We start from the raw sequence: 12,743 nt of genomic DNA on the forward strand, positions 1-12,743 counted from the left end.
ATCAACGTGGAACGTGAAACGCCCATCAAGGTCAGGCAGGTCAAGTATCTGAATAACGTCGTCGAGCAGGATCATCGAGCAATCAAACGCCGAACTAGGCCCATGATGGGCTTCAAGGATTTTCGCTGTGCCCGCATTATCCTGTCAGGCATTGAGACGATGCATATGATTAGAAAAGGTCAGATGAAGGGCAGCGGCGATACCCGAACCGCTGCTGCGCAGTTCTATTCGCTGGTGGCATAAGGACTCCTTGCCATTACCGAATCTCTTACCCCGCCAAACTTATCGCGACACAATCCACCAACGGCCGTGCGCGATCCGGTCACAAAGAAACCTCGGCGGTCAACGCGTCCCACGGCGCAGTCAGGCGACCTTCGACGCGCACGATAAGGCCAGCGTTCTCCAGAATCACCACGTCCTCGTAGACACGCTTGTAGTCCCGATCCAGCGCAGTTGCCAACGCCTTCACGCTTTCTGCGCGTTCGCGATGCAGGTGACGAAGCATCTCGAGGCGCTTCGGCGACAGCGCAGCCAGCATCTCCTCGAGCGACAGAAAAGTGACGTGCCGCTCTTCGAAATTCTCGCCTGCCTGGGCACGGTTGAACGCCGTCGCGAATCGACGACCCATATCCCGCGCACCACCAACATGCACATTAAGTTTGCTCATGATTCACCTCGCTCACGTTCTACATCATCCAGGAAATCAGCCACCATCTGCTCAGGCGTCGAAAACACGTAAGGCTCTTCCAGATCGCGGTAGTGCCGGTGGTCGCCTTTGCCCCGTTCATTGTCGTAGCCGATGATTCTCTGACCTGCACGACCATAAAACAGGCTGTACTTGAGACCGTGCGGTCGTTCGCCGTCGCTCTCCGGTAATCGCCAGATGCGCATTTCGAGAATGGCCCCATCCGGGTAGACGGTTCGGTCCTCGAACAGGAGTATGGCTTTCTTCTTCATATGGCGCAGGATGCCATACAGACATTATGGCGTCAAGCGCCATAACAGACCGCCATATGTTTGCGACGCTGTTCTTCGGGGGTTCCGATATCGATGAAGCGATCGGCATAGCAGGTCGACTGAAGACGGGAGGCGAACAAGGTAAGCACAATTTCCTATCATAGGCGTCCAAGTTATTATGACCTGGTCAAATCGCCGAAAATTGGCATATATGCCGGGCGTGCCATCTGGGCTCAGAGTTCATCCCAGATTTGCGGAAATAATGCAGCAGGTCAGGCCAGGGAGGCTAAGACTTGGGTTGCCACAAATACCCCGCTTTTTGCAGCCTGGTAAGCCAGGCTCCCCGCTTGCCGTGACTCGACATCAATTGCGCCAGACGACGCCGGAATACGGCATCCCGCCTGGCGTGTGTATACGCTTCGGCGAGATCCTGCAACTTCTGGAATGCCTGATCGTAGGCGCTGCCCGTTGTGCGTCGCAGTTGTGCATCGATGCCTGACCACGCCGTGTCTTCCTGCTCGAGAAGTGATGTGAGGTACCGTGTGCGTTCCTCACGACGACGAGCCTCGGCCGCCTGGCGTGCTTGCTGCTCCCTTTTTTCACGGATGGCACGATGAGAGGCGACCCTTGATTCGATTTCGGATATTCGACGGCGCCTGGGCAAATTCAATTGCTTTGCATTCCTACCCTTCTCCCATTTGAGAAAAACGTTTCGAAGCGTTCGCTCCGCTTCACGGCTGCGTCCCTGTAGCAGCATGCGCAGTTTCGCCCGCATTTCCTCAACCGGCAACTCACGTAACCAGGGATCAAAGCGACTGTCTTCGCTCCCACTGGATTCTGGGGCCAATAATGGCGGGCTGACCTCTGCGGCGGCGGCGAGCCAATCTGCATCCAGCATCAGAAACTCGGCCAGTGCTACCTGTGCGGGCGTCAACGCCTGTAATCCCGCAGGCACCGGCGGTTCGATTTCGTCATCGTGTAGCTCATCATTCGCGAGGCGGGCAAGCCACCCAAGATAAAGCGGGCGAGCATCGCCGCCGAGCAGCTCGTCGCGTACTGGCAGCAGGCGCGTCATCCACCCCGCGCCATCCATCTCCTCCGAGAAGCGGACGTGTTCGCCCGAGTCATCGTTGAACGACCAGTCGAGGATGCACCAGTCATCGACGTCCATGGCCTCGAACGCTTTCTCGAAACGGGAGCGCCTCTTTCGTCCAGCCTTGACGTAATCGCGGATGGTCGCCGCGCCAAACGTCCCGCGCGGCAGGCGAAGAAGCAGGCGGCAGCTCCCCCAGTTGGAGGAGTAGAAGTGGGCATCGAAATATTGCTGTACCCACTCGAGCGGGTCGCCCTTGAGGTCTCCCCAGTGATATTCGTTGACGAAGCTCGAGGCGGTAATCGTGGCCCGCGTGGAGAAACTGCGCAACTCTGCCTGCTGGGTCGCCGTAAGCAGCTGGTCGACGCATGCAAACTCGTAGTATTGGTATTCGCTCATGCCAGATTCCCGTAGCGAAGCGCATGGAAGAGAAGAGGTGAATGTGCTGGCGCGCAACCCGGCAGAGCCATGAGACTCCGGGCCGACGCGAAAGTCGGAATGCTTCATGACCAGCGCCGGAAGGCGTGCGCGTTGCCATTGTGACGTCCTTTCGGCACGCGATACGGCGCTTTCAGCCAGCCGCGTCCGCGCCGCCCAGCCGCATCCGGTAGTCCACCACGAGCTGCTGCTGTGCTTCGAGCTGCGCGGCCAGCTTCGTGAGGTCCGCGCGGAGCGAGTCGCGAGCCTCGCGCACCTGGAACAGCTCAGTTGCCCGCGCATCGGCTGCCGACTGCGCTGCGTCGCGCTCGGCCTCGGCGCGCGCTCGATCGGTGAGCGCTCGATTGAGGGCGGACTGCAGCGCCTCGCCATGTGCCTGCTGATCGCGTGCGAGCCTGGTCGTGGCCGTCGCTTCTGCGACGAGCCGCGCGTTGTCCCGGTTCAGCTGTGTGATCTCGTTCTGCCGGACGATGGCTGTCTGGTTCGCCTGGCGTAGCTCAGCCTGCACCTGCTGGACCTGCTGCTCATGTCGGTGCGCTTCCTGTTCGCGCTGCTCGCGCGCGGCCGTACGGAAGTGCTCAAGGGAATCGCGCGCATGCACGAGCTTTGCCTCAAGCGACAGGCGGAAGCCTTCCTGCTCGGCAAGGCGCTCGGTCTGGTCGCATACCTGCTGGGTGAGCCGCTCGACGTCCAGGTCGCGCTGATGCAGCGCCACGCGAGTGCCGGCGTGCACCTCCTGCTCCGCGGAAAGGGCGGCAGTCGCGCCAGAGAGCGGCTCCCGCACCGTGGCCAGCTCAGCGCCGAGCCTTGCGATTTCGGACTGCGCCTGCTGGCGCTGCGCGGCCGCAGCGGCGGCCTGCTGGTCGACGAGGGCTTGTGCTTCTTCATGCAGGCGGGCCGCGAGCCGGGCCACCAGATCCTGGATCGCGTCCGAGAGCGAGCCGGCGCGTGTGAGTGACGCGCCCTCATCTTCCTCCAGTTCCTTCAGGTACCGGTGGATCGTGGTTTTCGAGCCCGTGTTTCCGAGCGCGATACGTATCGCGTCGATCGATGTGTGCTGCCCCTGCGCGAGCAACGCCTCGCGGGCGCGCTTTACGTCCATGCGCGTAAGACCGGTGCGGGCCATCTGCTTCCTCGCTCGAATATCGTACTGTATTACGTACCATGCATATACGTATTGTTGTGCATGGTCAAGGGTGGCCTGATATGGGTATTCCTAATATGTGATAAAGGAGGATTATCGAATGTGATGGCCCGGAATCTGGCCTGGACGACGGGAAACGGTATGGAAAGCAGATCGGCTGCCCGATTTCAGGCGAGCTCCAGCTGGCGCTCCTCTCCGGGCGTGCGCAACTGGTAGCCCATCGCCCGGTAACCGCGCTGGCGCTTCTCCCACATGCGCAGCAGCGCCGGATGGGCGGCATCGACGTAATCGAGTACCCGTACGCTCGACTTGGCCGCGTGCTCGCGGTGCAGCCGGCCGACATACTGCTGCAACGTGCCCTTCCACGAGATCGGCATGGCCAGCACCAGCGTGTCCAGGGCCGGATGGTCAAAGCCCTCGCCAACCAGCTTCCCGGTCGCCAGCACGATCCGGGGCATATCATCGGCTAGCGCGTTGAGTGCGGCGAGCTGCGCCGCGCGCGCCTTCCTCGCGAGGCGCCCGTGCAGCACGAACAACGGCTGTACATCGTCGCCCAGCGCCTGCTGCAGATAGTCCAGATGATCGGTCCGCTCGGTCAACACGAGCACGTTGCGTCCCTCGCGATACTGCTGACGGATGTCCTCGGCGATCATGCGGGTGCGTTGCGCGTCATTCGCCAGATGAGCGAACACGTCCTGGATCGGCGCGTCAGACGTGACATTGACTTCGGCGGTGAGCCTTTGCGGGAGAACTTCAAGCAGATGCGGCGCGCTGGCGGGCGATTTCGCTGCGTGCCGGATCGGTCCGCACAGCATGAACATCACCGGCTGCTGGCTGTCGCGCCGGACGGGGGTCGCGGTCAGGCCGAGCACGTAGCGCGCGTTGACGGCCTTGAGCACCGCCTCGAAGGAGTCCGCGGAGACGTGGTGACATTCGTCGACAATGACCTGGCCGTAACGCCGTAGCAGCTCGCCTCGGCTGCCATCCGGCGCCACTGACTGAAGCATCGCGATGTCGATCCGGCCCCTCGCTTTCGACTTGCCGCCCCCGATCGTGCCAATGTCGCGCGGGTCGAGCGCGAGAAACGACTGCAGACGCTCGCGCCACTGGTCAAGCAGCTCGCGACGATGCACGAGCACGAGCGTGTTGACGCCGCGCCGGGCAATCATCGCGGCCGCCGTCACGGTCTTGCCGAATGCCGTCGGCGCATGCAGGATGCCGGTGTCATGTCGCAGCAGGTCGGCCACTGCCGCCTGCTGGTCATCGCGCAACGTGCCGGCAAATGAAACCGTAACGGGCTCACCCGCGCAACGCTCGTCACGAACGTCGCAGGCGACGTGGTTGTCGCGCAGCAGTGTCATGACTTCATCGCGGCAGCCCCGCGGCAACGCAATGTGGCGCGGGCAGTTCTCGGCGCGGCCGATGATACGCGGTTTGTCCCATACGCTGAACCCGCGCGCCTGGGCCCGGTAGAACTCCGGATTCTGGAAGGCCGCGAGCCGGATGAGACGGTTAAGCAATGCTTGCGGAAGCTGGGCCCTTTCGAAATAGAGCTGGTTCGCGAGTGTCAGCGTCAGCGCCGCTGGCATCGTTCCGGCTAACTGCTTCGGCAGCGCGGGGGGCGGCTTCCATGGTTCGGCCTGGTCTTCCTCCGCGATGAACGCGACGTCGAGCGGGTGAGCACTGCCTGTAGCGCGGAAGACCACGCCCTCGATGTCGCGGCTGTCCATGACCTGTGCGGACGCGAGATACGTCCACTGGTCAGCGTACGGCTGGAAACCATCGTCGACAAACACGCTGCAGCCGTGCTCGCGCGGCTGCTTCTGCAGCGGCAAGGCAATCAGGTTACCGAAGCCGCCTTTGGGCAGCACGTCCTGGTTCGGGAAGAGCCGGTCGTAGGACGACAGTTCGAGTTGCCGGGTCCGGACACAGGTGTGACTGATGATGGCGGACCCCATGCGCCGTGCGTCACGCGCAGCGACGGCCGACGAGAAGAAGATCCATGCATGCGCTCCGTTGCCCGATCGCGAAATCTCGAGTGACACCGGCACGTCCAGTTCGCGGCAGGATTGCCGGAAAGCCATGGCGTCTTCACGCCAGCCCTCCTCATCGAAATCGACCGCAAGCAGGTAACAGGTACTGTCTGGCATCAGTGGATAGAGGCCCACCGTGTGATCGCCCGCCAGATGTGCGTAGATGACCTGGTCGTCCAGCGGCAGCAGAATACGATGCCCGCAGTCCGCGCACCGGATGCGGGGCTTCTCACAGATGCCCGTTCGCCATTCATTTGCGCAGGCCGGTGCGTAGCCCGACTTCCCGGAATTGCGGCTTTCCCAGCGCAGCGGATAAACATCCGTGCGGCCGCGAAAAAGTCGACGAAAGAGTTGCACCTTCTGCTTCGTCGAGAGTGTGGGGGCGTCAGTGATTCGCACTGCTGGCGATGGCGTGTGCTGGACCATCCGCACAGGCTCGCCCTGTATGGGAAGACGTGGCGGCAACAATGCGACCAGCCGTGCGTTTTCGGCCTCCAGACGCGCGAGTTCCGCGAGCAGTTCTTCCCGGGTGAAATTTTCCCAGTCCGCGCGTGAAAGCTTGCCTTCGTTCATCGTTTTCACCGGTCGAAACCGCATCTCCCAGCGAGCAAGCCGGGTGGCGCACATGTTCGTTGTTGCATATCATCGTCTCCGATATTGATCACCTGATTGTACCCACGAGCCATGACTGCCATTGATCGCTATGTCGAAGCCGCGACGCGCGAAAACACCCGGCGCAGCTACCAGTCGGCGATCCGGCATTTCGAGCTCGAATGGGGCGGCTTCCTGCCGGCGAGCGCCGACGCCATTGCGCAGTACCTCGCTGACCATGCGGAGTCGCTGTCGCTCAACACGCTACGCGCGCGCCTTGCGGCGCTGGCTCAATGGCACCAGACGCAGGGCTTCCCGGATCCGACCAAAGCGCCGCACGTCCGCAAGGTTCTCAAAGGGATCGCTGCACTGCATCCGGCGACCGAGAAGCGCGCGAAGCCGATGCAGCTCACGCAGCTCGAAACGCTCACGGTCTGGCTCGATGGGCAGATCGCCCAAGCCTCCGACGAGCGCAGCCGCCTCGCATACGTCCGGAACCGGGCGCTGGTGTTACTGGGCTTCTGGCGCGGCTTTCGTTCCGACGAACTCAGCCGACTGCGGATCGAGCACGTGACCGTTGAAGCGGGCCGCGGCATGACGCTGTTCCTGCCGCGAACGAAGGTCGATCGTGGGCACCTGGGCACGACCTTCAAGGCCCCGGCGCTCTCACGGCTGTGCCCGGTGACAGCCTATGAGGCGTGGCTTGCGGCCTCTGGCCTGACTGAAGGGTTCGTGTTCCGGAGCATTGACCGCTGGGGGAACATTAGCGACGAAGGCCTGCATGCCGCCAGCTTCGTGCCGCTGTTGCGCACCCTGTTCCGGGAAGCGGAACTGCCCGCGCCGGACAGCTACAGCAGCCACTCGCTGCGGCGAGGCTTCGCGACCTGGGCCAACTCGAACGGCTGGGATCTGAAAATGCTGATGCAGTACGTCGGCTGGAAGGACGTCCGTTCCGCGATGCGCTACATCAATGCCGCCGATCCGTTCGCGCAGCACCGGATCGAATCCGCGCTCGCGGCAACGCCAGCATCTGCACCGCCGGAACCGGTGATCGTAACTCCCTCGAGTCTGCAACTGACGGTCGTGTCTGCGTCAACTTCGCCGACGGCCGAAACCCGCCTGAACCTGCACCTGGTCATCGAACGCAACAGCAAGTTCGTGCGTGGCATGTCGAAGGCACGTCGGTGGATCGAGGATTTTTGCCTGACCGGGTACGGAATGCTGCGCCTCGACTCGCGCCGGAGCGAGTATGAGATCGTGATGCCGCACGCACACGGCCCGGAACTGGAGCGCGCAATTGCCGATCTTCTCGCCGAAATGCACTCGACGGCAGACCTTTGCAACTGCTGGATCGAGGCGTCGCTGCACGATCCAGTGACGGACACGTACTGGAGTTGAGGTCCGCCCGGTAATCGATTCGTCATGCGCCCAGCTGCGTGCCCTTATGCGCGCCCGCACCGACGTTGACCCAACGCCAGCTCGTCAATGATGCGAGCCAGAGCGGACGACGGAACCCATTGACCACCTTGGGCAATGAATCGGGAAGCCGCCTCGACGATTGTCTGGTTGTGGTCGCTATTGAATGCGGAAACGGGAGCCATAAACAGTTCCGCAAGCGCAGATTGCTGTTTTCCAAACTTGCCCAGATCGATGTGCCCTTCGGGATCAAATGTGAGAATAAAGAATGTGCGTCGCACAACCTGCACAGGCTCCCTCGCCTTCAGTTCGACGATCACGTCGGCCGTTCGTATCCGTTGTCCGGCGAACGCGGGCAAGCATTGACTTGCCGGATCGTGCAGCATTTGCCAGAGCCTGTTGCTTGCCAACCGCCAAACGGTATCGTCACCAGCAATCAGGAACGTGCGAACGGAATAACCCATTATCATGCCTGTTGCGTCAGCTGACGAACCGCAACCTCAGCCTGAGCTTCCAGCGGATGAACATTGAGCCGTTCCAGATCGGCTCAATGTTCACCGAAGTCACCCATGTCGTCGGAGCGAAGCAATTCCAGCGGTTGCAGGACCTCACGAATCGCGAGCAGCTCTGCCACGTAATGATCGATCTGGTCGAGAACATCCGATACCTGATCCACAAACGGATCGCCCTGCGTCCCGACCGTCGGGCTCGCACCGTTGACGAGCGCATGCGCCATGCTGTGCAGGCGCAGAAGATCGTCCCGCAGGCCTTCAGGATCATAGAGGCTCGCGCGTAGCTCATCCAGCGTATGCACGGCATCGAGCATCCGCGTCGTGTCATAGCGCGACTGTAGCGCTTCCAGTGCGGCTGCATCGACGTCACCATACGGCGTGGTGGCTACCGCGGCTCTTGCACTCATCTATTACCCCTTTTCGTCGCCAGGCCGGACTGCCCGGCCAAACAGGGCATCGTCGATCCAGCTTTCGGGCGGACGGTCCAGATGCAGCCGGTAGCGCCCGAAGCGCCGGATGTTGTGGGTCGGATACGGGCTCAGGAACTCAATGTCCTCGGCACGGACCTTCTCGCCATCAGCCACCATGTCGCGCAGCGCCCGCATCATGTCCACCGTGTTCTGCAGGATCACTGACGAGGCGATCAGGTCATTGTAGCGTAGCCGTTTCTGCTGCTCTTCCGGCTCATTCTCGGCAATCACGTCGCCGCCGAATGACAGCCATTTCGCAAAGCCGTTGTACGACTCGATCTTGTTGGTATTTGCCGTTACGTCCTGGCGCAACTCGCGGCTGCTGATCCATTCGAGCAGAAAGACTGTGCGCACGACGTTACCGAGTTCGCGCGCGGCAAGATAGAGCCGGTTCTTGCGGCTTTCCGAACCGAGCCGCCGCAGCAGCAGGGGCGAGGAAATTGTCCCCGCCTGGATCGACAGCGCCACCTGCATCAGTTCCTGCCAGTGCCGTTCGATCAGCACCCAGTCGATGGTCGCCGTAAAGAGCCTGTCAACATGTCTGTACTTCGCCTCACTGTCTGGCCGATACAGCACAAGGTCCTTCCAGTTGCGGATTCGTGGCATCAGCCTGATACCGAGCAAATGGGTGAAGGCGAACACGGCAGCCGACTGGCCCTGCGTATCGGTGTGCACGGTATCGGCCTTGACCGACAGGCCCGCCTTGAGCAGCCCCTCGATCACGTAGATGGCCTCCCACACGCCCGGCGGAATGAAATGCCGGAATACGGCGATATAGTTGTCGGCAACGTGCCGGTACGCGACCGCGCCCATTTTCCGGTAACGAAAGTGATAGCCGGCCAGCAGATTGTTGTCGTAGAAGTCGTACTGCGTGCCGTCGGCCGCGACCGTCTTGCCGTCGCCCCAGTGCTTTGGCAGATCAAGTCGCAGATAGAGTTCAATCAGCTCGCGCTGCGCAGCCTCAAGCTTGTCCAGGCTCATATGCCGGCGATTGACGAACGACAGCATGTGCGCCGTCACATCGGTATCGAGGTGGCGAGCCGTCTGCGTTGGGCCCAGGTTGCAGCCCATCGCGAAGATTGTCAGCAGGTATCGCTCGGCCGCCTTCCGAATCTGCGGATCGCTCCCGGACAGCGGCCCAAAGTGCCTCGTGAAATGCGTCCAGTGCTCGATGTTCGCGAGGATATCGAGCACGTTGCGTGTCGGCAGGCGCGCATTGATCCGCTCCTGCAGGGCGATCGCGCTGGCTGGGATCTCTTTCGCAGTGGTCTTGCGCAGGATCGGCTCGCCTTTCTGGTCGATCGTGACGTGTTCGCGCTTGTGCGGAAATTCGTCGTCGAGCTTGCGCGCCACGTCGGACAACCACTGACGCAACTGGGCAACGAACTCGCTACCGGTTTCCGGCAGGCCGACCTTCGCGCAGTAATCGGGCAGCTGCTGCTCACACTGCCGCCACGGCAGCAGGTGATCGCGGTAGTCGGCGCAGGCATCAGACCCGGACACGCACAGGTCACCGACGCGCAGCTCCTCCGTCATGTATGAGAACACGCATAGTTCAAGATAGCGCCGGTTGGTCGGCGCCCCTTCACCGTGGGAGCGGCGCACGAGCTTGCGCCAGCGCGACGCCGCAAAACTCAGGTCCACATCGGCATCGATCCATTCGCGGTGCAACGTTTCGTTTTCGAGCACCACATCGAGCGCATCGAGCAGCGTGCGCACCTGGCTTGTGGAATCCCAATCGAGGGTGCGGGCGAGACGCATGAGCACCGAGCGGTGCGCCCGGAAATGCTTCCAGAGCAGCGGCAGGTAATTGCGGCCGCTGAACGCACGGATTGCCGCGCAGCTTTCGCGCAAAGGCTCGAGGTCGCCCTTCGGTGCGAGCCACTTTCGAATGGACTGCGCGATCGACATCTCATCGGACTCGTCGGCAAGAATGTCGACGACGCCGTCGAGCAGGACCACCAGGTCTTCGACCTGGTCACGCTGACTGCGCTGGACGACCTCCAGTTCGTCGCTCGCGCGCTTGTGAATGGCACCCATGCGCCGCACGAACATGTCGGCAAGATCATCGCGGGTACGTACGCGCATACGGTTGAGCAGCGCCACGATCAGCGTATAGCGTTTCTCGGGAAGGGTGTCTTTCTTGAGGGCGGATGCATCGAGCGCCATCGCCTGCATTGCCAGTGAGCGCAGTTTGGATGCTGGGACACCGGCGAGCGCGATTGTGAAGTCGCCGATTTCGTCGAGCCAGGCAATCTGGTCGATCAGCAGGTCCAGATGCTGGCGGGATGGACGCTTTGCGTGTCGCTTGATTCGGTTATAGGCGGTCTGACGGCTCGACAGGTCGCGGGCAAGAAGACGGTCGAGATCGCGCTTCTGTTCGTCGGTCAGGCGCCGCGCGACCCGCTTGAAAAGCCGCGTCTGCGTCTTCGCATGGATCTGCTCGGTGATCCGGTCCAGCGTCGAGAATGCGGGCAGCTCGACTTTCTGCGCAATCAGCTCGTCGATCGTGGCATTGATGATGTCGATTGGCTGGTCCATCGACAGCGCCGCGGTATGCGCGGCGCGCGTCGCAATCGTGCCTGCGTCCGTCCCGTAGTAGGGCTTGACGCCGAGATAGTCGCGCACCGCTGCGTAATGCCGGAACAGCGTCGGCGACGCCTGCGTATCGTAGCCGAAGGGCACAGCAGGACCAATGTTCGCCGCCGCCCGTACCTGTTCGACGATGGCAACAGGAACACCGTCGAGCGCCGGGAAATGATGCATCTGCTGGAAGATTTTCAACAGCACCAGCAGGCCGAGACGAGGTCGCTCGCCCCGGGTCAGTCGGCGCCCCCATTCCAGTTCATCGGGCAGGGGCGTGTAGCAGGCTTGCAGATCTCGGGTAGCCAGGACCTTGGGAAAGCGCGGGTATGCGGTGCGTTCGATGGTGGCCATTGCGAGTCGCCCAGATCGCAGAGGGCCGCTTAGATTAGCGCAAGAAAAACCAGACGTTACTGCGTCAGATCGAAATGTTGTGGCGGGTTTTCATAACCGGAAGGCTTATGATAGAAATTTACGCGTTGTTCAACCCCCTAGTGGCGGCCAGCCAACCGCTGCTAACGCTTCCAATGGAGCGCGATATCTGGCTCACGGGGACGATCCAGCGCGGCAACGGCACACTTGCGCAGGGGGACTATACGACCATCATTGTTGGATCGAACGCCGACGTCGCGCTGCGACGACAGGGTAGTGACCAACATCCTGCTCGGCGAACGGGGCACGCCGGCGCCTACGCTGCTGCTGCCGTATCTGAACCAGCGGGTCGCCGTCCGGGGCCGCGTCATCTGTCCCGGCTCCGGTATCCAGTTTGCGCCGCAACCTGACGACGTGTTTCCGGTCTGGTGAGGCGCGAGTCGTTCCCGCATCGCGCAAGGGATGAATGCACAACCGACGTAGGGGAAGCGCATGGCGAAGAACTTCTGATGTGGGAAAACGTGAATCCCTGCGCTGCCTGCCGGAGACTGGCCGGCCAGTCTTGCGTGACAGCGACGGACAATGTCGGCGACGCCGTCTGTCCGACACCTCGCGATGTGGCACGTGGACGCGCGTGCTGAGAGCAGGCAGGGGGCGAAGTCGCGGCTTCAGCGAAAGTGAGCATGTCCGGTTTTCCTGCCAGACTGTAGCGGAGGATATGATGAACAGCGACCTGAAAAAGTGGAATCCATTCAAGTTCCTGCGTGGTGCGGGTCGCCAGTCCGACACGGACAGCGCTGAAGGCCCGTTGGCTAGCGACCAGTGGCGCACGCCATGGCGTGCAGTTGAAGAGTTCTTGCACGATCCGTTTGCTGGGCGCGGGGTGCTCGAACGATGGTTTGGCGACTTCAGTACATCGCGCTTCCGGCCGCGCATCGACGTGGTAGATGAGGGGCTGGTGCTGCGTGTAACCGCCGAGCTGCCAGGGATGGAGCGGGAGGATTTGAACGTCACCGTGGAGGACGGCGCGCTCGGATTGCGGGGTAAGAAAAAACAGTGACCTTGCCCGCGAAAAACGTATCCGTTACTGAGAGTGTGTAAAACTTCAGCAACGGAGGATTGAGCAATGGGTAA

Annotated in this window: 11 protein-coding genes and 1 pseudogene; 4 read left to right on the plus strand and 8 right to left on the minus strand. The window is 61.7% G+C overall.

Annotated features, from left to right (window positions below; all coding sequences use genetic code 11):
• Positions 1-243: DDE-type integrase/transposase/recombinase (locus SB822_RS53310; protein WP_410858601.1), on the plus strand; the 243-nt coding region annotated here is incomplete at its 5' end.
• A 79-nt stretch (positions 244-322) separates the two neighbouring features.
• Here SB822_RS53310 and SB822_RS53315 read toward each other — a convergent pair.
• From SB822_RS53315 to SB822_RS53335, 5 genes are all read right to left on the minus strand, one after another.
• Positions 323-667 (minus strand): hypothetical protein, encoded by a 345-nt coding sequence (locus tag SB822_RS53315; protein ID WP_242684041.1) that lies wholly within the window; start codon positions 665-667, stop codon positions 323-325.
• Positions 664-957, minus strand: a complete 294-nt coding sequence (locus tag SB822_RS53320; RefSeq protein WP_086915006.1) for a DUF6516 family protein — start codon at positions 955-957, stop codon at positions 664-666. The genes SB822_RS53315 and SB822_RS53320 overlap by 4 nt, the downstream gene beginning before the upstream one ends.
• Positions 958-1,243: 286 nt before the next feature.
• Positions 1,244-2,449 (minus strand): hypothetical protein, encoded by a 1,206-nt coding sequence (locus tag SB822_RS53325; protein ID WP_410858602.1) that lies wholly within the window; start codon positions 2,447-2,449, stop codon positions 1,244-1,246.
• Positions 2,450-2,621: 172 nt separating this feature from the next.
• Positions 2,622-3,614 (minus strand): DNA-binding protein, encoded by a 993-nt coding sequence (locus SB822_RS53330; protein WP_410858603.1) that lies wholly within the window; start codon positions 3,612-3,614, stop codon positions 2,622-2,624.
• A gap of 185 nt (positions 3,615-3,799) precedes the next feature.
• Complete coding sequence (locus SB822_RS53335; protein WP_410858604.1) at positions 3,800-6,238, minus strand: TOTE conflict system archaeo-eukaryotic primase domain-containing protein; 2,439 nt, start codon at positions 6,236-6,238, stop codon at positions 3,800-3,802.
• A 111-nt stretch (positions 6,239-6,349) separates the two neighbouring features.
• Here SB822_RS53335 and SB822_RS53340 point away from each other — a divergent pair, with 111 nt between their 5' ends.
• A complete protein-coding gene (locus SB822_RS53340; RefSeq protein ID WP_410858605.1) occupies positions 6,350-7,654 on the plus strand; it encodes a site-specific integrase in 1,305 nt (434 codons plus the stop codon).
• 44 nt (positions 7,655-7,698) lie between these two features.
• Here the strand turns inward: SB822_RS53340 and SB822_RS53345 are convergent, their stop codons facing one another.
• The 3 genes from SB822_RS53345 to SB822_RS53355 all read right to left on the minus strand — a co-directional run bounded on the left by SB822_RS53345 (position 7,699) and on the right by SB822_RS53355 (position 11,591).
• Entirely contained in the window at positions 7,699-8,136 is a 438-nt protein-coding gene (locus SB822_RS53345) for a hypothetical protein (RefSeq protein ID WP_410858606.1), read from the minus strand.
• A gap of 83 nt (positions 8,137-8,219) precedes the next feature.
• Positions 8,220-8,591, minus strand: coding sequence for a Tn3 family transposase post-transcriptional regulator TnpC (gene tnpC / locus SB822_RS53350; protein WP_410858607.1), 372 nt, complete (start codon positions 8,589-8,591; stop codon positions 8,220-8,222).
• A 3-nt stretch (positions 8,592-8,594) separates the two neighbouring features.
• Entirely contained in the window at positions 8,595-11,591 is a 2,997-nt protein-coding gene (locus SB822_RS53355; protein ID WP_410858608.1) for a Tn3 family transposase, read from the minus strand.
• A gap of 294 nt (positions 11,592-11,885) precedes the next feature.
• Between SB822_RS53355 and SB822_RS53360 the strand changes: the two genes are divergently transcribed.
• Entirely contained in the window at positions 11,886-12,041 is a 156-nt protein-coding gene (locus SB822_RS53360) for a hypothetical protein (RefSeq protein ID WP_410858609.1), read from the plus strand.
• 289 nt (positions 12,042-12,330) lie between these two features.
• Positions 12,331-12,666 (plus strand): annotated as a pseudogene (locus SB822_RS53365) (Hsp20/alpha crystallin family protein); the annotation flags it as partial.
• Between the last annotated feature and the right edge of the window lie 77 nt (positions 12,667-12,743).

Origin of the sequence: Paraburkholderia sp. SIMBA_054 (assembly GCF_046534875.1) — a bacterium.
Lineage (GTDB): Bacteria > Pseudomonadota > Gammaproteobacteria > Burkholderiales > Burkholderiaceae > Paraburkholderia > Paraburkholderia hospita.

Bases quoted from the DNA above. Each gene is read 5' to 3' on its own strand.
- SB822_RS53315 (WP_242684041.1), bottom strand. From the start codon at position 667: ATGAGCAAACTTAATGTGCATGTTGGTGGTGCGCGGGATATGGGTCGT.
- SB822_RS53320 (WP_086915006.1), bottom strand. From the start codon at position 957: ATGAAGAAGAAAGCCATACTCCTGTTCGAGGACCGAACCGTCTACCCG.
- SB822_RS53325 (WP_410858602.1), bottom strand. From the start codon at position 2,449: ATGAGCGAATACCAATACTACGAGTTTGCATGCGTCGACCAGCTGCTT.
- SB822_RS53330 (WP_410858603.1), bottom strand. From the start codon at position 3,614: ATGGCCCGCACCGGTCTTACGCGCATGGACGTAAAGCGCGCCCGCGAG.
- SB822_RS53335 (WP_410858604.1), bottom strand. From the start codon at position 6,238: ATGAACGAAGGCAAGCTTTCACGCGCGGACTGGGAAAATTTCACCCGG.
- SB822_RS53340 (WP_410858605.1), top strand. From the start codon at position 6,350: ATGACTGCCATTGATCGCTATGTCGAAGCCGCGACGCGCGAAAACACC.
- SB822_RS53345 (WP_410858606.1), bottom strand. From the start codon at position 8,136: ATGGGTTATTCCGTTCGCACGTTCCTGATTGCTGGTGACGATACCGTT.
- tnpC (WP_410858607.1), bottom strand. From the start codon at position 8,591: ATGAGTGCAAGAGCCGCGGTAGCCACCACGCCGTATGGTGACGTCGAT.
- SB822_RS53355 (WP_410858608.1), bottom strand. From the start codon at position 11,591: ATGGCCACCATCGAACGCACCGCATACCCGCGCTTTCCCAAGGTCCTG.